At 42.6% G+C, this 22,456-nt stretch carries 15 protein-coding genes; 2 read left to right on the top strand and 13 right to left on the bottom strand.

Annotated features, from left to right (window positions below):
* Positions 1-8: 8 nt before the first annotated feature.
* Entirely contained in the window at positions 9-1,610 is a 1,602-nt protein-coding gene (locus ACHCNF_RS13825) for a glycosyltransferase (RefSeq protein WP_408070333.1), read from the bottom strand.
* 200 nt (positions 1,611-1,810) lie between these two features.
* Here ACHCNF_RS13825 and ACHCNF_RS13820 point away from each other — a divergent pair, with 200 nt between their 5' ends.
* Positions 1,811-2,674, top strand: a complete 864-nt coding sequence (locus tag ACHCNF_RS13820) for a DegV family protein (RefSeq protein ID WP_408070332.1) — start codon at positions 1,811-1,813, stop codon at positions 2,672-2,674.
* 200 nt (positions 2,675-2,874) lie between these two features.
* Here ACHCNF_RS13820 and ACHCNF_RS13815 read toward each other — a convergent pair whose 3' ends face one another.
* The 10 genes from ACHCNF_RS13815 to ACHCNF_RS13770 form a co-directional block, all read right to left on the bottom strand.
* Positions 2,875-4,611 carry an ABC1 kinase family protein gene (locus ACHCNF_RS13815; RefSeq protein WP_408070331.1) on the bottom strand — a complete coding sequence of 579 codons (1,737 nt, stop codon included), beginning with the start codon at positions 4,609-4,611 and terminating at the stop codon, positions 2,875-2,877.
* A complete protein-coding gene (locus ACHCNF_RS13810; RefSeq protein ID WP_408070330.1) occupies positions 4,608-4,895 on the bottom strand; it encodes a phasin family protein in 288 nt (95 codons plus the stop codon). Before ACHCNF_RS13810 ends, ACHCNF_RS13815 begins: the two co-directional genes overlap by 4 nt.
* A gap of 99 nt (positions 4,896-4,994) precedes the next feature.
* Complete coding sequence (locus ACHCNF_RS13805) at positions 4,995-5,375, bottom strand: diacylglycerol kinase family protein (protein WP_408070329.1); 381 nt, start codon at positions 5,373-5,375, stop codon at positions 4,995-4,997.
* Between the two features lie 540 nt (positions 5,376-5,915).
* The gene (locus ACHCNF_RS13800; RefSeq protein ID WP_408070328.1) at positions 5,916-8,456 is read right to left on the bottom strand and encodes an extracellular solute-binding protein; all 2,541 of its coding nucleotides are present in this window, start codon (positions 8,454-8,456) and stop codon (positions 5,916-5,918) included.
* Positions 8,457-8,629: 173 nt separating this feature from the next.
* The gene (locus ACHCNF_RS13795) at positions 8,630-11,536 is read right to left on the bottom strand and encodes an ATP-binding response regulator (RefSeq protein ID WP_408070327.1); all 2,907 of its coding nucleotides are present in this window, start codon (positions 11,534-11,536) and stop codon (positions 8,630-8,632) included.
* A 42-nt stretch (positions 11,537-11,578) separates the two neighbouring features.
* Positions 11,579-14,185, bottom strand: coding sequence for an ATP-binding protein (locus ACHCNF_RS13790; protein WP_408070326.1), 2,607 nt, complete (start codon positions 14,183-14,185; stop codon positions 11,579-11,581).
* Entirely contained in the window at positions 14,178-15,281 is a 1,104-nt protein-coding gene (locus ACHCNF_RS13785) for a BMP family ABC transporter substrate-binding protein (protein ID WP_408070325.1), read from the bottom strand. Before ACHCNF_RS13785 ends, ACHCNF_RS13790 begins: the two co-directional genes overlap by 8 nt.
* A gap of 28 nt (positions 15,282-15,309) precedes the next feature.
* The gene (locus ACHCNF_RS13780) at positions 15,310-16,182 is read right to left on the bottom strand and encodes a transporter substrate-binding domain-containing protein (protein WP_408070324.1); all 873 of its coding nucleotides are present in this window, start codon (positions 16,180-16,182) and stop codon (positions 15,310-15,312) included.
* 140 nt (positions 16,183-16,322) lie between these two features.
* A complete protein-coding gene (locus ACHCNF_RS13775) occupies positions 16,323-17,510 on the bottom strand; it encodes an acyltransferase family protein (protein ID WP_408070323.1) in 1,188 nt (395 codons plus the stop codon).
* A 74-nt stretch (positions 17,511-17,584) separates the two neighbouring features.
* Positions 17,585-18,724: a family 8 glycosyl hydrolase gene (locus tag ACHCNF_RS13770; RefSeq protein ID WP_408070322.1), complete on the bottom strand. Its 1,140-nt coding sequence runs from the start codon at positions 18,722-18,724 to the stop codon at positions 17,585-17,587.
* Positions 18,725-18,996: 272 nt separating this feature from the next.
* Between ACHCNF_RS13770 and surE the strand changes: the two genes are divergently transcribed.
* Positions 18,997-19,713 (top strand): 5'/3'-nucleotidase SurE, encoded by a 717-nt coding sequence (gene surE / locus ACHCNF_RS13765; protein ID WP_408070321.1) that lies wholly within the window; start codon positions 18,997-18,999, stop codon positions 19,711-19,713.
* An 18-nt stretch (positions 19,714-19,731) separates the two neighbouring features.
* Here the strand turns inward: surE and ACHCNF_RS13760 are convergent, their stop codons facing one another.
* The gene (locus tag ACHCNF_RS13760) at positions 19,732-21,630 is read right to left on the bottom strand and encodes an EAL domain-containing protein (RefSeq protein ID WP_408070320.1); all 1,899 of its coding nucleotides are present in this window, start codon (positions 21,628-21,630) and stop codon (positions 19,732-19,734) included.
* Between the two features lie 175 nt (positions 21,631-21,805).
* Positions 21,806-22,438: a methylated-DNA--[protein]-cysteine S-methyltransferase gene (locus ACHCNF_RS13755; RefSeq protein WP_408070319.1), complete on the bottom strand. Its 633-nt coding sequence runs from the start codon at positions 22,436-22,438 to the stop codon at positions 21,806-21,808.
* Positions 22,439-22,456: the final 18 nt, after the last annotated feature.

The raw sequence follows: 22,456 nt of genomic DNA, 5'->3' as shown, positions 1-22,456 counted from the left end.
GAAATTTCTCAGTCCATCTTCACTCCGTTTATACTCATGTCGAGACCCTCCAGGACAGATTTTCCGGCAAATTCCACGCTCTTTTTCACATTCTTTTTCACGTTTTCCTTTGCGGTCTCGGTAACCTCTTTTACATTCTCTGAAAATTCCTTGACTCCATCCGGAAGCTTATCCTTGAATTCCTCGAAGTCCTCCATAAAATCCTCCTTGAAGTCCTCGAAGTTTTCCTTCATGCCACCGTAAATATTGCGGGGAATATCAAAAATCTGGCTGGTTCCTTTCACTATCATGGAAGCAGATTCCAGTATGTAATCCGCACTCTCCTTCTTTCTTCTCTTGAGAGTTCCGTCTGCTACCATGTCCCTGATGACACCGTATCTCTCATAAGCAGCATGCACTGCATCATCCCAGGAAATGTAAATCTCATCCATCGCATGCTGTCCAACATCATGGACAGCTCCAAGGTCCTTTGATACCTCTTTTAAAAGAGCTGCCATGGATTCTGCGTTTTCTTCTATAAGATAGCCGTTCCTTGCATGTGTTATTCCTTCTGCAGCACAGGAATTTTTAATAAGTACGCTTCCAAGTCCGCAGGCTGCTGCCTCGCGCACAACGATACCGTTTGTGTCATATACAGAAGGAAACAGGAACAGATCAGCTCTCGTATTCCAGGCACGAAGCTTTTCCCTGTCATGCTCGGGGCCTGCAAAGATCACTCTGCCGGACATACTACCTGAGCCGTTAACCGTAACAAGCTTCTTTTTCTTGCCATCTATAAATACTTCTATCCCCTTCTTATCAGAATCCTCAGTTACTATGTCAACAGTTATGCCATATTCTATGGCCTTTTTCTGCATTTCCTCGCAGTCGGCACCGCCTCCGATAAAGATCATTCGATAATCCACGCCCTCCTCTGAGAGTTTTTTCATGGCATCAACTATTATTGGAAGTCCCTTGTACTTCATCATTCTTCCCACAAAAAGGAAAGCAGGCACATTTTCAGGAAGGTCAAAGGCACTTGTTACCTCCTTAACCCTGTCTTTATCAATTCTGCCCTTAGGAAAATCGACGCCGTTACTCATAACCCTAAGCTCCCCCTCATAACCAAGGGATTTAAGGTTTTCTCCCGCACCTTCGGAAACCACCCAGACTTCATCACTTACAGATATATTCTTTATCATTGCTTTTATGGTTTCTTTTTTCAGAAAACCTTCACCTACTGCTCTGGCAATATCAACATCAAACTTGGTGTGATAAGTGAAAACTATCGGTGCGCCGGTTTCATTCTGTAATATTCTCGCCATTATCGAGGATACAGCAGGGCAATGAGTGTGGATAATATCAGGTCCAAACTCCGCCATCTGCATTATCTCTCTCATAGCAAGTGGGTTGCCCGTGCGATACCCCTTTACGAAATCCGTAGTATCGATACTGCTGTAGGGAATAACCTTGTAGGGATATCCCTCATAATCAGCATTGGGATATTCCGGTGTTCCAACTACAACCTTTGCTCCCATACTTTCTGAGAGAATTTTTCCATAGTTCATAACTACATTAGCGACACCATCTATAACCGGCGGAAACGAATCATTAAGTAAGCAAATATTCATCTTGTATCTCCCCTTCTTTCTGATATTTAAGCCATTTATGGCATATCTGTTACACTATTATTCGAACAAATGTGGTATAATAAACTACGTGCTTACCAGCACATTTTTTATGTCTGTCATCCGGCAATTCTACAAAAATCAATCAATGTATTTTGCTTTTTGACAGTTACCATTTTATAACTTTTGTGGAGGAATGAATAGTGAGTTTTACAGTGTTTGCAGATGGCTGCGCCAACCTGCCAAAAAAACTTCTTGATGGGATCAGCTTACTGCCGTGCAGCTATCTGGTGAATGATGAACCCGTGACCTACACAGGCGACATCGAGGATTTTGACGGCCACGCATACTACGAAGGCCTGAAAAACGGTGACAAGGTAAAAACCAGTCTTTTAAATACAGCTTTATTTTTGGAGTATTTTACTCCCATCGCAAGTAACGGCGGTGACATCATATATATCGCAATGAGTTCCGGCATCAGCGGCACCTACAATGCGGCAATCGCTGCTGCAACCGAGCTTATGGAGGAATATCCGGGCAGTTTTATCCACATCGTTGATTCCCACGGCTGCGGATTTGGCAACGGAATCCTTGCTCTCAAGGCAGCTAAGCTAAATAAGGAGGGCGTAGATACCAAAGAGGCAGCAAAAATTCTTGATGAAGCAGTTCCTCATGCCTGCCAGTATTTCACAGTTGATGACCTGAACTTCCTTAAAAATACAGGCCGTGTAAGCGGTGTAACAGCCCAGATTGGCACCATCCTTAATATCAAACCCATACTTTTTGGAGACAGCACAGGGCATATCGTCTCCTGTGATAAAGTCAGAGGACGCAAAAACGCCATCAGAACCATCATTCAAAAGTATTCTGAAAAGCACATGGATACAGATGATAAAATCGTATGCATATCACATGGTGATTGCATAGAAGATGCCAATAAACTGGCAGAGATGGTAAAAGAGATAACCCCCGATGCCAATATAACCATCAGTCAGCATGAACCCTTCTCAGGAGCTCACGTAGGCCCCGGTATGCTTGGCCTGTTCTTCTGGGGCAACGAGCGCTGATTATATCAGAACTCCCTGCATCTAAATCCCCTGCAAGCCCCATTTCGTCTGCTGGCGAGGCTATTAAAACAGGGGAAGTTTGTATATATGCCGCCCAAAGCATGTCTGAGTTCTATGCCTTGGGCGGCATATGCTTATACAAACTTCCCCTGTTTTAATGGTCAGCCGAGCGCAGAAGAAATGGGGCTTGCAGGGGCTTTTTATTTTCTGCGTCGTCTTCTGCGAGCCAAAATTTTCAGGCCTATGTTTCTCAGGATCAAAAAGCCGCTCACTATCATAGCAAAGGAAAAGCCTACAGCTCCAAGTACAGGGATTCCAAATATTCTGGGTTCCATGGAGGTTGTGCACATAACGCTGGACGCAATAAGAAGTGCAGCTACTCCAAGTCCAATGACCATATTCCTTATGGAGGAATAGATCAGCTCATCGAATTCCTTGGAAGGATTGATGTTTATATTAACCTTACTCTGACCTGCAAGATACTCTTTCATAACCTGTGAGGTGAGAGCAGGAATCTCGATTCCTCTGTCTGCAGCCCTGTAAAAGGCACGGCTGTATTTTGTGAATTCCTCTCTGATATCAAGATTCTGAATAAAATCATCAGTTATTCTTGATGTGGCAATCTGAATCATGTTTATATCCGGAGATATTGTTGCAAGAACACCCTGCACATGCGCCAGCCCTCTGCACAGCATAGTCATACCGTGAGGAAGTGCTATACCATTTTCCTTCATGATGTCCATAAGGCACTGCAGAGCTGCAGCTATATCAAGGCTTCCAAAGGATATGGAGCCATACTGATCGAGGAAGTTTTTAACCTCGACATATAGCTTTTCTCTGTCGGGAGCCCCCTGAACATCACCAAGATCCAAAACTGCATTTACTGTAGCCTGAATATCATGCATGGCTATGCTTCTGACTCCCCGCACCATAAGTCTTCTGTCTCTATCGGAGAGCCTTCCCATCATGCCCATGTCAATCCAGACAATTTTACCTTCGCATATTTTAACATTGCCCGGGTGCGGATCTGCATGGAAAAAGCCGTCATCCATAACCTGCTTGATAAAACTGTTTGCATATTTTTGCCCGATCTCATCAAGATCATAACCATGTGACGTAAGATACTCAACATCATCAATGGAGCATCCACCCACATATTCCATCACAAGGACCTTATCAGTCGTGTACTCAATGTACATGTCAGGGCAGTCAACATATTTAATGTCCTTATTGTTGCTCTTAAACTCTGCGATGTTGCAGGCTTCCTTTAAGAAGTCCATCTCCTCTCTGGCAACGCCCCACATCTCATCAAGGATCATATCAAGATCCACGATATTCTTAAGGTCGCCTACCGGCGGCATGAGCTTCACCAGACGATGAAGAAGACTAATATCCCTTGACATTATCTCAAATACACCTTTTCGCTGTACCTTGATGATAACGTCTCTTCCCTTACCGTTAGCACAATTCTCGTTAAGCCTTGCTCTGTGTACCTGCGCTATAGAAGCTGAACCGAGAGTCTTTTCATCAATCCATTCGAAGACATCAGTAAAGGGTCCTCCGTAGGATTCCTCGATTATATCTATCACCTCTGAAAAAGGCATGGGCGGAACATCAAAATTAAGCTTGGACAGCTCATCACAATATCGCTTCGGCAGTATGTCCGAATGCATCGACATAATCTGCCCAAGCTTGATGTAGGTTGGTCCAAGCTCTTCTAAAATAATCCTGAGTTTTTCAGGAGAAATGCCCCTTGTTATCTTGTTCCTTGCAAGCACTCCCCTTATTTCCTTAAATCTGGCTTTATCCTCAGCATTACGTATTTTGCCATCATAAACAGGCTGACCGTTCTCTGCAGCTTTCTCAGCTTCAGCCTTGTCAGCCTGTGCGTCGGCTATTTTTCTCATTTTGCCGACAAGATTACTTAAATCTGTCATTCTTTACTCTCAGCAGCTGCAATGAGTTCCTTAAGCTTTGTAAGCTCCTCGGATGAAAGTCCGTCAACCACCTTTGACAAATCCTTCTCTCCGCTGTCCTTCTTGCCTGCATTCTCCTTAACAGTGCGCTTTAATTCCTGATTAAGAGCCTTGCCCTGCTCAACCGTTATCTCACCCTTTTCAACCATTTCTTCAAGGATCTCTCCGGCTTTCTCAGCTGTAAGTGCAACAGCACCAACGCCTGCAAGTAAGATTTTTTTGAGTCCGTCTGTAAGATTATCCATGTGTCACCCTCCTAAAGAAAATGTTATATCTTTAAGCCATATGCAAAGTGCTGTGTTTGCCGTCTTCAAAGAGGCGCAGCACTTATGGCTATATAAAGATCAGAATATAAAATTCCACAGCTTTGGGAAAAAAATGATGCCGCCAATTATCGCAGCAATAATGGCACTAACAAGTACCGCTCCCGCCGCAGCATCCTTTGCCTTTTTAGCAAGCGGCTGCTTTTCTTCCGTCACCAGATCGACAACCGCCTCAACAGCAGTATTTACAAGCTCAAGGCTAAGAACGATTGCAAACAGAAGAAGGCACAAATACCACTCCATAAGGGATATCTTAAGAATTATTCCGAACATCACCACCAGCACTGTAACAAGGCAGTGGATCTGCATGTTCCGCTCATGAAAAACGGTAGCAAAAATACCCTCAAATGCGTATCTAAAGCTCTTATACAATTTGACTTTTTTAGGTGTCTTATTATCCATATACTAATAGTATAAAGCCATTTTACCGATAATTCCACGTTTTTTATTATCTATCTGAAAAACTTCCCACACCTTAGAAAAGCACCGGTGCAGTCTTCTTGCTGCTGCATCTCATACCATTATATTTTATGAGGATTTGATAGACATATGCTGTGCTTCAGAACTCACAACTGCTCCGTAGGTCTGTCTCGGACTCATCTCAGATGATTTTATGCACTCGTAAGTTTTTCTTAAGGCCCAAAATTGCTTTCCTGCATGCGGAGAAAAATGTCTGAAGCAAGGCGGGCAATGACCATGACCTTTGAATTTACTATGCGCCTTGCAAGTTCTTTTCGGAGCATGCAAATAGGAAAGCAATTTGGCCTTTAGAAAAACAAGAGGGCATAATGAATATGAGATGAGTTCGAGGCAGACCTTTGAGCAGTTGCTCAGACAAGCTTCGCACAGCATATATCAAATCCTCATAAAATATAATTTCGATGCAAAAGCAGCAAGAAGACTGCACCGGTGCTTATTAAAGGTGTGGGAAGTTTTCAATTATCACATCTGCTCGCTAAGGTATATTGATACTCTGCTCTGGATTATGTCGGCAACCTCTTCGGCGCTCTTTTGGCCTTCATAGTAGGCTGCTGCCTCTTCTTCGATGATCTTTATGACATTTTCATCCCTGTTCTCACTGTTGGTAACAGATTCGATGAATCCGACCACATCCTGGGTTTCTTCCTCTGATAGCGCTTCAATGTTCACATCAAGGCCGCCGATACTCCAGACAGAAGTGGTTTCTACTTTTTTGCCGTTCTCATCAATGTAATAAGGCTTTTCCTGCGCTTTCTTAGCAAGTGCATCCATGGCTTTTCTCTCTATCGGGAATCCCCACTCTATGTTCTTCTGATAATCCTCTGAAATAAAGGACTTCATGAACTCCCATACTGCCTGTTTATCCTTGCAGGAGCTGCTCATGGCTATCTGATCCATAGCCTGTATATAGGATTTTCCGTCTTTGTTTGTCGGATAACCGTTAAACTCAATATCTTTTCCAAAATATCCTTTTTTCAGTACCTGATAGTCCTCAAAGGAGCTGAGCCAGTAGCCCTTCATAAGAGATTTATTTTCTCTGTAATACGCCTCATACTCATCGTAATCAATGTCCTCATCAGTATCCTCAGGCAGTTCCTTAATAAACTCCAAAAGCTTTATAAATCCGTCTGTATCAAAACTGCAGGTCCCATCCTCATAATTAACATAGGAGCTACCGATTGTCTCATATAAAGAACGTGCATCGCTTCGTGTGAGCATTCCCATTCCAACCTTGGGATCAATGCCGAGGCGCTCACATACCTCCTTGTAATTGTCGAGAGTTATCACCTCTCCGTTGGTATTGTCTTTTGCTACAACACAGGTCACTATATCAAACTTCGGAATGATGGAGTACATCTGACCTTTCACCTTGGTAGATTCAAGTACATTGGACAGATAATCTGCTATTGAAACATCCTCGTCAGCCTCAAAGTAAGGATCAAGAGGCTCGATCGCGCCCTTTATTGCATAGCTCTCAAAAGGCATGTTGTTTTCAACCACAATTATGTCAGGTGCCTTGCCCTGTGTGATATCAAGACTAAGCTTATTTATTCCTGTCATGTATATATCGCTGTTTTCATCATCACCGGCCTCTTCACCGGCAAGATCAGCATAATCCACCACGCTTATTTTGTACTTATCACTGGCTTTATTAAACTTTACAACCTGCTTTCTGATCTCATCTGAAATAAATACTGTTCCGAGAGTCAGGACTTCTCTCTCCTCAACTGAAGAAGGATCAACCTTTGTCAGATAACTCAATGTGGAATCATCTCCCGAAGAATTTGAAACCACAAGTCTTCCGTCATCTGTTTCACATATAAAGTTGACCATGTTTACAAGTGCATTTGATGCAGTAAAATCGCAAATCTCGGTAGTTTTGTCATCTCCCAGGTTAAATGCCTCGATTCCGCCTCCATTATGGTAATAGAAGTCATAGCTTTTTCCGGCAAATAGTCCATATCCGTCGTATACCTCATCTGGAAGCTTTACTCCTGTATCCGTAAAGCTCATCTGTGCAGTATCCAGCTTACTAACGGTGGTATCACTTCCGTCTTCACTGGCAATAAGGTAAACGTCTCCATTTTTCATACTGAAAAGATATCCGTCGTAATACGAATTTTCCTTCTGTTCTCTCTTATAAAGCGATTTACACTGGCCATTACTCTCATCATAGAGATTTACACCCAGTTCTGAACAGGTAAGCACTCCGAGTCCCTTGGCGTAGACCATGGATCTGACATAAGCATCTTTATCCTCTCCAACAATAGGTGTATCCCACACAGTTTTACCTTCAGCAGTAAGCTTAGTTATGCTTACTGTGTGATCATACTCCCCGGAATCCTCGATCACATCGGCTTCGGAATCAGATTCACTATTCTCAACTTCATCTTCCTCGCTGTTTTCTGACTCAGTAGTTTCTGCATCAGAAGTCTCAGCCTCTGAATCCACTGCAGTTTCAGTAACAGCCTTCTTTTCATTTGCAGGCTCATCACCTTCTGCTGCCTCTGTATCGTCTGCTGAGTTTGTCTCTTCTGCTGCCTCATCACCTTCAGCACCTTCTGCCACCTCGGAGTCTTCATACAGCTCAGCATCCTCTCCGTCTGATTCTCCATATGTATATGCTAATACATATACATTTCCGTCATCATCATATGCAAAATTATCGACAGAGGCATTATCTTGACCATTAATCTCAAGCTTACTGGCCTCGCCTGTTTCAAAGGGCACCTTGTAAAAAGAGTTATGTCCCGTTTCACTGCTGTAATCATAAACAGAAGCAAGCAGACTGTCCTTATTGGCGCACACCTTTACCAAGCTGCTGTTCTTACCTACAGGGATGTCAACATCCTCGAAACTGTATACATGGTCCTTGTCTATTTCCGTAGCAGGTCTGTCGCCACCCTCGGCAATGACTCCGTCCTTCTTTCCACAAGCACTCAAAAAAGCCATAGAGCACACAAGGCCCATGGCTATAACCTTCGCAAATCTGTCTTTTCTCATACTACCGCCTCCTTAAGATGACCCCCTCATCCATCAGAGCTTTCCCTGACCATAACGGTGATCCGCATCACCGACACACCGCATCTATAATTAATAAATTCCCAGATAATCAAACGATGTACCATTAAATTCTAACACAGCCGGGTACATAATCACAGAAAAATCTGCAAAAATCAGCACAATACATCTCGTATAGCATCCATCATTCTGGACACTTCAATAGGTTTGGCAATATGCCCGTTCATACCGCTTTCCTTTGCATTTCTGACATCCTCTTCGAACGCATTGGCAGACATGGCTATAATGGGAATGCTGTTAATCCCCGGGTCATCCAGTTTTCTTATGGCCCGGGATGCAGTATAGCCGTCCATAACAGGCATCTGAATGTCCATGAGAATAAGGTCATAGGTTCCCGGCGCGGATGAAGTAATCTTATCAATAGCTATCTGCCCATTATCCGCGGCATCAACCTTAAAGCCATACTTTTTTAAAAGCCTGGTGGCTATTTCTTTATTGATAGCCTGATCTTCTACAAGAAGAACGGTGTACTTACTGTAATCATCTGCATCCTGTTTAGCAACATTGTGCTTTTTGCAATAATCCTCATCAGCTATCACTTCAAATGGAATATTTATTATGAACAAAGAGCCTTTTCCCTTTTCGGACTCAACTCTTATCTTACCATCCATTAGTTCTATTATGCTCTTGGTAATGGCCATTCCAAGGCCTGTCCCCTGAATCCTGTCATCGGTTTTTTCACGGGAATAAGCCTCAAAAACCGTTCTTGCAAACTCAGGACTCATACCCATTCCTGTGTCTTGAACCCTTATTTCGTAGATACCTTTACCTGCCACAGTCCCTCTCTGCTGCACGGTCAGCGTAATAGTTCCGCCCTCAGGAGTAAATTTAAAAGCATTGCTTATCAGATTAAGCAGCACCCTGTCCAAACGGTTAGCATCACATTTTACATACTTGTTCTGCACATCGTCCGTTGACACTTCAAAGGTTAAGTTCTTAGCCTTCATCTGTGGCATAAAAATAACCTTAACCTGACGGATCAATGCTGTTATGTCCGCCTCCTCAATCTCGAGGTTCATCTTGCCGCTTTCAATCCTGCCCATATCGAGAATGTCATTAATAAGTGACAGCAGGTGCTTGCCCGAATACTCAATCTTTCCAAGATTGTCAACAGCCTCAGGCGGCATGCCTTTGACATCCTTGGTAAGTTCCGTATATCCGATTATGGCATTCAAAGGAGTTCTGAGATCATGACTCATATTTGACAAAAAAACACTCTTCGCCTTACTGTTTTCCTCAGCAATGATCTTCTGTCTTTCCATATCACGCTCTCTGTCGTGCATTGTCCGGTATACACTAAACATTACATAGAGCGCCAGCATAATGACAGCCATCTGGATCATACTCTTAATCTGAAGAGAGTTATTGACTTCCTTTACCTTGACATCTATAAAGTCATTTACCTCCCTGATTTCATCGTCTATTTCTAAATTGTCATCCTCATGTTGGCTGAAATGGTACTCATTAAGATCGTTTAGAGCGTTCTCAGCCGTATCATTGGAAGCCTCTCTAAACCACAGCATACTGATAAAGAACACCAAAAACAGAAGTGCCAGGAGGGACAGTGTAGAGTGCCCAAAGTTTTTCTCCTTATCGTTTTTCAGAATAAAATAGAACACTACGAAGCCGGCTATACTCCACAGGATAATTATGAGATATGACTGCTGAGGGAGAGCTTCAACTGTCCACAAATTGGGAATGAGGAAATACAGAGTAAATACCATCGAGATAATAAAGCCAATAAGTCCTGTTATTTTCACAGTCACATCGTCATTATCCCTGGCACATTTGTATGCAGCAAGAGATGTATAAGCATAGGCAACTGTCGCTCCGATTGTGTTAATATCCACAATCCAGCTAATGGCTGTTCTTCCGAAAAAGGGAATGATCATAGACACTGCTGTTATGCATAAGATAGCCTTATAGGGTACAGATCTGTTATTCAGCCTTCCAACCCATAAAGGGAAAAGTCCATCCTTTGCCATTACATATATAAGTCTGCTGGCTGCTATAAGATTACCGATAAGTCCTGTGAGAATACCTGCCACCACAGCAAATCCAAGGAGCATAAATCCCTTATTTCCAAGGATCATGGTAGCTGCATGAAAAGTCGGAAGGCCGGCAAGGCCGCTATAATCCTGAAGATTGTCAATATATGAAGTCCAATTGGAAACACCCTGTGGCAGGACAGATACTGCAATAAGAGCAAGGAGCGAATAAGCCGCCGCCCCCGCTACAATCGCAGAAAAGAATATCCGCAAGGTCTTTTTTTGTGAAAATTTAAACTCTTCAGTGGAATGTGATATAGACTCAAAACCCACATAAGCCCAGGGTGCCAGCGCAACTATCTGGAATATCTGAAAAGCTTTCGATTTTCCCGGAACAAAAGCAGGCTCAAAGGTGGTAACATCCATATGCCCGTCAACAAAAAGAAGCCCGGCCGTAATCACTATCCCCCCTAGCAGCACAAATGCCATTATGCTTTGAACAGCCGAAGACGTACGGCCTCCCATCAGGCAAACAAAGCCTGCCGCTGCAATGATAGCGGCCGATAGAAGTGATTCATAAACATATACTTCAAATCCTGCAATATTGTAAGAAGGCCCTGTTTCCAGCACTCCCGGAAACAGATTCCTAAAGATGATGGGAATAGCCGTACCATTTGCCCACACAATAGCCATGTATACCAAAAGAAGAAACCACGCACCAAGAAAACCCTGATCGTATCCAAAGACATTTTTTGAAAAAGAATAGGTGCCGCCATCATCGGGGTACTTATTCATCATGTAGTGAAAATTGACGCCTATCAGGAGCATTACCAGGCCGCCGATAAGCATACCTAAAGCAGTTCCCACGGGTCCTGCCAGAGGAATGAAGGTAGTGCCAGGCATCACAAAAGCGCCCCATCCGACGCTGCATCCAAAAGCAAGCGCCCAGGCACCTACAGGTGTGAGATGTTTTTTTAGTTCAGTCTTGTTTTCCGTGATATTATCCCTTATCATTCTTACCCCGATCAGGTGTCAAAACTGCATCTCATAACAGTTCTAAATATTTGCGAGAATATCATTATAGGAACGGTATTTTTCCAGCACCTTTTCCGTGTTGTCCTTTATATAGTCTATGTCACCGTTCTTCCCCGCCATCTCCAGAAGTCTTGCCATCTCCGAAAGTTCCATCAGCCCCACCATTTTTGATGAGCTCTTAAGTGCATGAACCTTGATGGTATAGTCTTCTATATTGTTATCATTAAAAAGCTGCTCAATCTCATCCGCCTTCTTATCTATGGTGTTCTTATAGAACCTGAGCGTATCAATATATATATCCTCAGTGCCTGCATACTCCAGCACGTTGGTCATATCGATAACCCCTTCATTCTCCAGCCTTTTAAGCTCTGTCTTTACATCAGTTTCAGCCGGAGCCTCATCCGATATATTGTCATCAGCCGGCACAACATCCTCGTCAGTACTATTCGTATCAGTTTCGTCCCGAACCTCTCTCAGAGCTTTTGTCGCCTCTCTGTCTGCCACATCTTTCAGCTTATCCTTCGGAATATATTGTAAAATTGTTTTCTCCAGAAGCAATCCGTTCACAGGCTTTTCAAGGTAATCATCAAATCCAAAGGATATATACTTGTCACGCACACCCTCTGTAACGTTTGCCGTAAGGGCTATACACACGCTCTTACTATTATCATTGTTTGTCATTCCTCTGATGTTCTGAAGGAGCTCAACACCATCCATCTCCGGCATTCTGTGGTCGATCAGCATTATGTCATATCTGTTTTTTCTGATAAGCTCCAGAGCCTGCCTTCCACTGATTGCAGAATCGATCAAAACGCCTGTCTGTTCCAAAAGTCCCTCAACAACCCTTAAGTTTATCTCCATATCATCAACTGCCAGAATTCTTATATCAGGCGCATAGAAGCTTGGCTGATAGTTTTCCTTATTTAGCGCTGCTCTTTGCGCAGAATCCTCATAATCCTCGATTTTCTCCCAATTAGCGACCTTCTGATTGATCCTGACAGAGAACTCTGTACCCGCTCCATAGACACTTCTTACGTCCAGCTCTCCGTGCATGGCATCAAGAATCTGCTTTACAATGCTCATGCCAAGCCCTGTGCCTTCAATCGTTCGGTTTTTATTTTCATCAAACCTCTCAAAAGCAAGAAACAGTTTGTCTATGTTCTCCTGCTTCATTCCGATTCCGGTGTCCTTTACCGCTATTTCCAGAGTGATTTCTTCATCGCTTATCTTTTCAAAGCTGATACCAAGGTGAACAAAGCCCTCTCTTGTGTACTTTATTCCATTCGTAACAATATTTATTATTATCTGCTTTATTCTTGTAACGTCACCGATCAGATGATCCGGCATCTCTCTGTCTATGCCGATAGAGAACGTAAGTCCCTTATCCTCAGCCCTTTTCTTCACCATTACTGATATATCTGTCAGCATAACAGAGATATCGTAGGGTTCTTCTTTTATTTTAAGTTTTCCCGCCTCGATAGCTGAAAAATCCAGAACATCGTTCACAAGACTAAGAAGTGAGGTAGCTGAGCTTTTTATGCTATGCGCGTACTGTAAAAGCTTCCCATCCCTGGTCTGCCTGAGTATCATTTCATCCATACCGAGGATAGCATTGATCGGGGTCCTTATCTCATGAGACATATTTGCAAGGAAAAGTCCCTTTGCCTTTGCTGCATCCTCTGCGATTTGCTTGGCTTCTCTGAGCTCATTGCTCTCTCTTATCTTCACTGAAGATAAAATCAGCATAACGGCAAAGACAAGGCCTATCATAAGAAAGATTACATATACCGTCATTGTTGTATATCTGACAATTGCAAGCTCATTCATTGCCGTTTTATAATCAATTGCCCCTGCAAGTACAAAGGGTGTATTTTTTATCTCTGCCGAAAAGAAAAACATATCTCCTTTTATGGTTTTTGCTTTTTCTATCCCTACAGTTCCGTGGTTATGTTCACGCCTTATTTTTTTGTATAAATTTTTCACAGATTTGCTGTTAAAAAAATCACTGTCTCCCTTTTCAGCATAGGAAAACGGAATAATGCTTTCTCCGTTTGAATTCATGACACAGACATTTCCAATATTGTTGATCATCCCCAGCCCATGCTTGCTCCTGACATAGGCAGAGGGACAGATGGCATAGAGAACATATCTGACATTATCTCCATGAAGCACGGAATAAGAAAAAAGAAGTGCTCCTGTCTGCATGTAGGAAACACCTGAATTTCCGCGGAAAGCATACAAAAGCTCATCATACTCCGAGGCTTCTATGCTGCCGCCATATAATGGATTTTTCTCCGCATCCATAATGCCATACAGAACACTTGGCTCAGACATAAACACATAGTCAATTACAGTTTTTGCCCTGTTCTCGTTTTCCTTATCATTACGCATCACATCTTTTTCCAAAACAGCACCAATATGCTCAAGGGTTACCATTTCAGTTAATAAATGCTCAGAGTAATAATCTGCAGCAGCTCTGGCCCTTACGGTAATGTCCTGAGCAACCACTTCAGAAAGCCTTTTTTCTATGGTAGCATTCAAAAAAGCTCCCAATGCCACCATAACAAGAGCAGCAACTATTAGCACAGCGATCATTTGTCCTGTCAGATAACGGAGCTTATTATTCATCTATCTCCACTCCCTCCACTAGCCAGTCCATTTTTGTGAGAAGAGCCACATCACTTATTCTCTCCCCTTTTCTACACATCACTTTCCCTGTATTGCTGATTATATCCCCCTGAAAAACGCCATCACCACGGATCAGTCTTTTGGCGTTTTCATTTACAAGGCTTCTCACGTCATCTGGAACCAGCCTTGAATACTCTGTCATTTTAACCGCTCCGCTATTCATACCAATCCAGTACATCTGGTCAGAGGTATTTGCACCTTTTATGTAGTCATCCAGCATTGTCTTGTAGACAATTTCCCAGTTACATGCAACAGCAGTCAGCTCCCTATCCGAATAGCTCTTTGATACTTTGTTATAACCTATGGAATAAGCACCCAGATCCTCAGCAGCATCTATTGCCGTGTGAATGCTCGCATGATAAGTAATAATGTCTGCACCGTCCTGTTCTATCAATTCTTTTGCAGCCTGATACTCTCCTTCGGGATCCGTCCATGATGTAAGATATTTTACCTTCACAACTGCTTTTGGATTTACTGAACGCACGCCCAGAGTGAAGGCATTAATTGATCTGCCCGTCTGTCCGTTTTTTCCACCAGCAACAAAGCCAATTACATTGGATGAAGTCATTTTCCCCGCAACTATGCCTGACAAATAGCGTACCTCTGACAATCTGCAAAAATATGTGTTTGCGTTAGAAACGTCCGATTCGGGAGAAACAGTATAAAAAACCACATCCTTATATTTTTCCATCACAGGGTACAAGTTACTTCCGAAGCCTTCACTAGTAAGAAAAATCGTACTGCATCCCTTTTGCACCAGCTCATCTATTGCAGGCTCTGCGCTTTCACGTGTCTCTGCAATATTGGTAGCAATTTCCAGCCTGAGGCCCAGATCAATGCACACCTTCTTTAGACCGTTATAATGATACTCATTCCAGCCACTATCATTTACATCATCAATGAAAACCGCACCTACTACTATCTTCTTACTGTCCTCGCCCTTTACAAGAGAAACAAGCCCTATTACAAGTCCCGTAAGAATAATCAGCAGAATGATACATATGATTAACCAGATATTATTCTTTATCGTTTTCATTCAAAAAGCCCCACAAGCCATTTATTTGTCACTTATCAGCAAGCATGTATTTCAGCGTTGCATTGTCGCCTATAACATAGTCACAGGAGCCGTTTTTCAAAGCATTTATGCATTCACTTAATGTAGAGCACCTTAGAATTTTGCAGCTCACACCCTCAAAGGCTGTGTCTCCAGTCCCTTCCAGATAATCTTCACCGGTAGTCTTACTCTCAACCGCTATTACAGTAGATTCATCGAGGGTACTGAGAATATCCTCTATCTCTTCTCTTGTTTTGGCCCCGGAAAAATCATTTTCTTCGCTACCCGCAACAAGGCACAGCCCCGCCTCAAAATAGGGAACTGAAAAATCCACATATTCTTTTCTATCATCATTTATTGTTATTCCCGCAATGCAGGCATCACATTTACCCTGAGAAACCGTCGCAAAAAGAAGATCAAAGTTTACGTTCACAAAAACCAGCTCTTTTCCAAGAGAATCTGCCAGGTATTTCATGATCTCCTTATCTATGCCGTAGTGAATATCCCCCTCTTCCATGTCGAAGGGCTCAAAGTCAGCTGTGGTTGCCACAACAAGCTGGTCCACTCCGGACTTAATTTCGTTGGCAGGGACTCCAACCGGTTCGCCTTCGCCTCCGAAATAATGACCCGTGATTTCCTCATACTTCCCATTATGCAAGCCTTCTTCAATATACTTATTGATCCCCTCAAGGAGTTCAGGCTTGTTTTTGTTTACTCCAATCCCGTATTCCTCATCTGTAAGAGTGATATCGATAACTACGGGAGATGCACTTTCCTCTTGAGCATCACTTCCAATAACCTCATCAGCTGATCCGCTGCACGAAGAGGTCATAAACAGTGAAAGACCTAATACCAGTATGCTTGAAATCATCCTTTTTTTCATATGATAGTCCTCATATTATACATACTAAGCGTCATCATAATTTATTATCCAACATTGGTATAAAATTGTGATAAACAGCGCATTAAGTTACGATAAAAAAATGACTTATGACAGCTCCATGCCGTCATAAGTCATTTTTATCAGGATGCTTTCTTCAATTCTTTTTGCTTCTTTTTCTTGCTGCCGGTTCCTAGTATCAACCCGTGAAATTTCTTTAACAGTATCGCTGAGGGAACTCCCAGAGCAAATACTACGAGCACATACAGGAACACGTTTTTGATATGAAAAGGTGACGGTACACCGCCATCAAAGGTGTGATCGCAGAGCTCTACGAATAATCCGTGGATCAGATAAAATTCAAGGGTTATGGTTCCCATGAATTTCAGGAATCTGTTGCCTATCTTAACCTTCATTCCAAGAAGGAGTGAGGCTAATACAAAGTCCATGGTAACAAATACCTGACTAAGGAGAGTCAGCCTTCTTCTCATTACCTTATCAGGTGCAAAGAAGTTCTCTCCGTAATATGAGAATGCGTCCTGTGCATAAACCGAATACAGATACAAAGGATAAAGTGCCGCAACTGCAACTATCGCATATATCAGGTAGTATTTCTTGAGATGTGGAATGATCTTATTCTCATACTTTGCAAAAATCATACCAACCGGGAACATGTGAACACAGTTCCACCACCACTCTCCTCTGATAAGGAAATCGTTGTGATCAATGCTTGTCCCCAGCAGAATGTAGGCTACCACAAAGGCTGTAGTTGCAGCTACTGCAAAGCCGTCCTTTTTAATGAATCTGAAAGCAAAGTAAAATGCCAGATAAAAGAACGGAAGCACGATCACGTACCAGGTGTAGGGATTGCAGAGCTTTATGCTGGTAAGATAGAAAAATGCTCCCTGCCCGTCAATTTTCTCTCCAACAAGGAGACGCGCAATGAAAAAGATAACCGTTGTTGAATACAGTGAAAGAACAACAGGAAGCACCCTCTTTTTCACAAATCCGTTTAAATAATTCTTCTTGGTGTGGAAGCTCTTATAAGCTCCGTAGCCATTAAAGAACATGAAGAATGATACAAGAATGTATCCGATGGGAACGAAAAATTCCAGTCCCGGAATAATGCGGCTCTTGGGAAAAAGCCAGGATGCACAGGTCTTTTGACCAATGTGATGAAGCATGATGCAGATTGCAAGAAATCCCTGAAAAGCCTTAGTCTGGCTAAGTGATAAGCCGTCGTTCCACTCGCCTTTTTTGGCCGGTTTTGCTCCCCACAGCAAAAGTATCGGTAGTATGAAATACACCGAATAGATTAATTGTTTACCCATAAAAAAACCTCCTCCAATTTTTGGGTATCCCCTTTTTTATATAATAATCTTCACAGGCCTAACCCTGCGTCGGATTAATATATTCTGTAATTGCCGGAAAGTGCCAACAGCGCAAACATGTAAAGACAATTGTCATAATATCTGCGCACTCCCTTTCTAAGCGGCTGATTCCAAAACCACTCTACCCATTTTTTTGCGGTTTCGAAATCCTCATCAGCAGCTGCAAGCGCCCCCTGCGCAGTTGCCGAAAGTAACCCAAGCGGATGAAGAACCGGTCTCTCGAGCGGTGTGCCATCAACCTTGTAGGCACATCTTACCGCTTCCAAATCCGTTCCAAAGAACTTCATCATACGGAGCGGAGCCCCAAGATGCTTTTTTTCTTCTCCAAACCAGACTGCATCAAGCCCTATATTTGCCGCAGTTCTGTATGCATCGCTAAAGAAGTCACCAAACTGTCCCCATGGAAGCACCTTATCCATAGGTGTTCCGTCAAAGTTGCCATACTCCGGACTAAGTCCCGTTTCCTTGTGACAGGCCTTTACCAGATAATCTCTGCTCACTTCGGCTGCATGTTTAAAAAACTCTCTGTCCTCCTCGTTTGCCCACAGCGCAAAGAGTTCATAAAAATGAGGAAGATGATAGGACGGATCCGTGTGCGGGCTTCCGGGTACAAATAATATCTGTCCGTTTTCCCTGTTCCACATAGGACATCCCGGTCTTCCGTTTTCTCCCTTGTGAAGACACGCACTAAGAAGGTCTCTGGCCTGTCTGCTATATTCGAATATTCCTTCTCCGTCACCCCATCTGTGTGATGCAAAGAAAAGAGCCATGGCGTAGAATTCCTCCCCGTCAGGAGCAGGTCCGTATGCATTTTTGGTCCCGTCTGTCTGGCATGACCAGGCGAAGTAACCCTCATTTTCGCCCTCGTCCATGAACATATAGGTCTTGGACCATTTCCAAATGCGGTCAAATTCCTCCTTCATATCGAGCTGCACACACATCATCATGCCATAGGACATTCCTTCTGTTCTTGCATCGTTATTACCTGTGTCTGTCAGGTATCCCATGTCATCTCCGGCTTCATGATAAATTCTCTCATTTTCATCGTAGAAAAATGTCTGAACAGCTTCTTTTATCTTAGCCTCTATTTCAGCATCGGTTTTACCTATTTCTTTAAAAAGATTCCGGTATTTACCGGTTTTGAAAGCACCCATATTATGTCCTCATTTCTATTTTGTAAGGTGGTCAGTTTTATGCTTTGTCAACATTTTAATAATCCCATTATATAGCCCTGTTGTCTTTTTGAAAGTTGCTTATTTTCTTGTTGTTTGTTGCTATTTCCATGTCCGGTCCAATACGCACCCTCTCTTTGCGAGGACCTGATCCGGTACGATTATTGAATTTCTGAGAAAATTCAACAATCTATGCTATGATAATAGATATTACAAAATGCCACGAAAAAAATGATACATAAAGGGGACGATACATGAGAAAAATACTTATAACCAATGATGACGGTATAGATTCCAGCGGAATTCACAGACTTGCAAAAGCTGCAAAGGAACTCGGAGAAGTCTGGGTAGTTGCACCGGCACACCAGAGAAGTGCAGCTTCCCACAGTATAACCCTCAGAGAACCCATAGATGTAATTCCACATGATTTTCCGGTTGACGGAGTGCATGCTTTTGCATGTAGCGGAACCCCCGGTGACTGTGTAAGAGTCGGTGGTCTTAATGTAATGCCCGAAAGACCTGACGTTGTACTGTCCGGCATCAATTTTGGTTATAACATAGCTACGGATATTCAGTACTCAGCTACTGCAGGTGCCGCATTTGAGGCAGCTTTTCAAGGATATCATGCCATTGCTCTCTCTGAGCACACAGAGGGGAATCACGAAGTAACCAACGCCTGCCTTATGGACATACTGAAAGAAGCTTTGGAAGTAAAGCTTGATTACGGACAGATAGTAAACATAAACTTCCCCGGCTGCCCTATGTCAGAATTTAAGGGTGTACGAAGAAATGTTACCGTCTCAAGAAAATGTCTTTTCGTCGACAGATATAAAGTTGTTGAGGAATTTGACGGAGGCGGTGTCAGTCTTATGGTAGACGGCATTCCTAACCGTGAATGTGAGGCAGGAACTGACTTTGAAGCCTTGTTTGATAACTGCATTTCATTCGGTATCGTAAATAATATAGGTTGATTCACCGGTCCGAATCAACTATCGTCTATATACCTCAAGGAATTCTTCAGGAGGAATAGGCGCAGAGAATAACATCCCCTGCAGATAATCGCAGCCGATATCAGTCATCTTTTTAGCCATATCCTCTGTCTCTATTCCTTCAGCAGTAATTCCGAATTTCATCTTTTTAAATGATCCTACCATCATAGGCAGGATGGGATCCGGTGATCCGCAGTAATCCCATACTATTTCCATATCAAGCTTGACGTTAATAAAAGGACATTTCTTAAGTCTTCCGAGATTGGAATAGCCTTTTCCATAGTCATCCAGCACGAATTTGAAGCCTTCATTTTTCATCGCCTGAATCTGCTTCAGCATCTGAAGCTCATCTATCATAGCAGCTTCAGTTATCTCCAAATGAATCTTTTCCGGTGCAACTCCATATTTTCTTACATCGCTCATCAGTCTTTCAGTAAGGTCGGTTCTCATGAACTGAATAGGCGACAAATTAACATTTATAAACTGAAGTCCAAATTTATCAATATCATTATCTGCTATGAATTGGCATACCTTCTCAAATACCTGCTCACCAAGCTCATTAATACGTCCATTCTGCTCAGCCATAGGTATGAACGCACCCGGAGGAACAATATGCCCCTTCTCATCGCGAATTCTGGCCAGGGCCTCTGCTCCTACAAGGCATCTCTTTTTTGCATCTATGATGGGTTGAAGATATATCTCCACTGCTTTTTGATCGATGGCTCTTTCCATGGCACGCTTTAAGTAAATTCTATCCTCGTAGTTTTGAAGTGCGTATTCATCAGTAAGCACATCGTCACCGTTACCGATCATGTCAGCTTTTTCAAGCATGATGCCTATTGTATTTAGTACTTTGTCTGCCTTTTCATACCCCTGAGTCAGATCAATAAGAGCGAATCCTGCTTCCAGGTACAGTTCTGCATCATCGGATTTCCAGGGCAACATAAATCTGTGGCGTATCTCCTCATGGAGTTCACGCCAGTCCATTCCTTTGTTACCAAGAAGGACAAATCGTCCGTTCTGATAATAGAACTCAATAAGTTCAGGGTAATTTTTCCTCAAAAAGGCAGATATAAGTGCGATGCCCTGATTCATCTGCGCAGTTCCATAAAGCTCCCTCACATCGTGATAATCGCGAATTATGAATGCAAATATCTTGAATTTACCGCCATTTTCATTTTCCTCAATAAAGGATCTCAGCGCTTTACTGTTAAATGCCATATTGCGCTGTTCGAGATAAAATTCAGGGTTACCATAAGACAGATATATGATCAGAAGCGCCATAAGACAGAATGTGTCGTATAAAAGCATTTTAGGCAATGTGATTCTCATTATAGAGCCTATGAGCAAAACTGTGTTAAATCCCAAAAGGCTAAGCCGTTCATGCTTTCTCCTTATTCGATTCCAATGCGTGAAAATGTAAAAGAATGACAAGCTCAGATAAAAATAGAGGCACGCATAGATAATGCCATGATAAGGTCCTCTGTGGTATCCATTTTCATCAATATAAAAAATGCACCCGTAGAACATTCCCAAAACAGCAACTATCTCAGAAAATATAAATGGTGTTCTAAGCAGCCACTTTCGAACTGTGTTATGTGAAGGTGCCACTCTAAGAAGAGTTACCGTCATTTCAAAGAACAGAATTGTTCTAGTCAGAAAAGCTATAAAAAAGAGCGAGTTTAACATAACCAATAGCAAAGGCGAAAGCACTTCGTATTCGTTATCTGCCCAACTGGAGATAATGTCGGAAATTATTACAAATGCCTCGTTGATCATAATAGCAACGAATGTCTTGTTCAGTCTGATCGGAAGTCTGGGTAGTGAAAAATAATACCCCATCACTATTATTAAGATCAAAAGGCTTGGAATGACATAGTTGAAATTCCAATTAGTCATTAAGCATAACCCCTCATAGTTACTATAATTACCAGCCTGAATAAATCTTAAAAAAATTGTACACCCCTTTATGCATTGGGCGCTATAAATTGCTATTAAATTTAATAATTATTTTACACTTCCAATCAGTAAATATGCTTGCATGTTCACCTGCTTAAATCCCGCTGGGGTCAGGTCAAGTATTATTTCTAATTCTGTATTTTTCAAGATTCACCTTATTCCCAACAATCTCAACGCCTTCGCTTTCAAGTATCTGCGCCTGCTTCCATGCTCCACCAAAGGCATATTCACCTGCTAGTTCTCCCTTCGAATTGACAACGCGATGGCAGGGAATTGTGCCCGGATCAGGATTTTTGTGGAGAGCATTTCCAACTGCTCTTGCCATTTTCCTATCTCCAGCCATCTCTGCAACATCAGCATATGTGGCAACTTTCCCTTTTGGAATTTTCTTTACCGCTTCATAAATTCTTTTGGTAGGTGAGTCTGTGACAAGATCATAGCTCTCTGCGATCATTCTTTTTATGACAGCATCAGGAATCGATCCATCCAAAACAACTGTATTCCAGTGCTCCTTGTTCTGATGATATGCAGGAAGTACGGCTGTATATGTTTTTCTCCAAAGGTCTCGCCACTGCGGATCCACCTTCAGATTCAAATTGATAAAACCGTCTTTTTCATATGTCCACAGAAAGGCTTTCCTGGATTTTTTCACCCTGACAAGCTGCCAATTAAGGTCGTGAAATGGCGCCTCCTGATATGTGTCAGGAAAAGACAAACCATAGCTTAGTGCTTCTTCTCTTGTTTTCATCAGACTATGTCCTTTCTT

Source organism: Butyrivibrio sp. NATIVEDY162, assembly GCF_045999815.1.
Taxonomy (GTDB): domain Bacteria; phylum Bacillota; class Clostridia; order Lachnospirales; family Lachnospiraceae; genus Butyrivibrio.
Note: the sequence above shows the minus strand (reverse complement) of the source record. Positions and strands in the feature narration are given on the sequence as shown.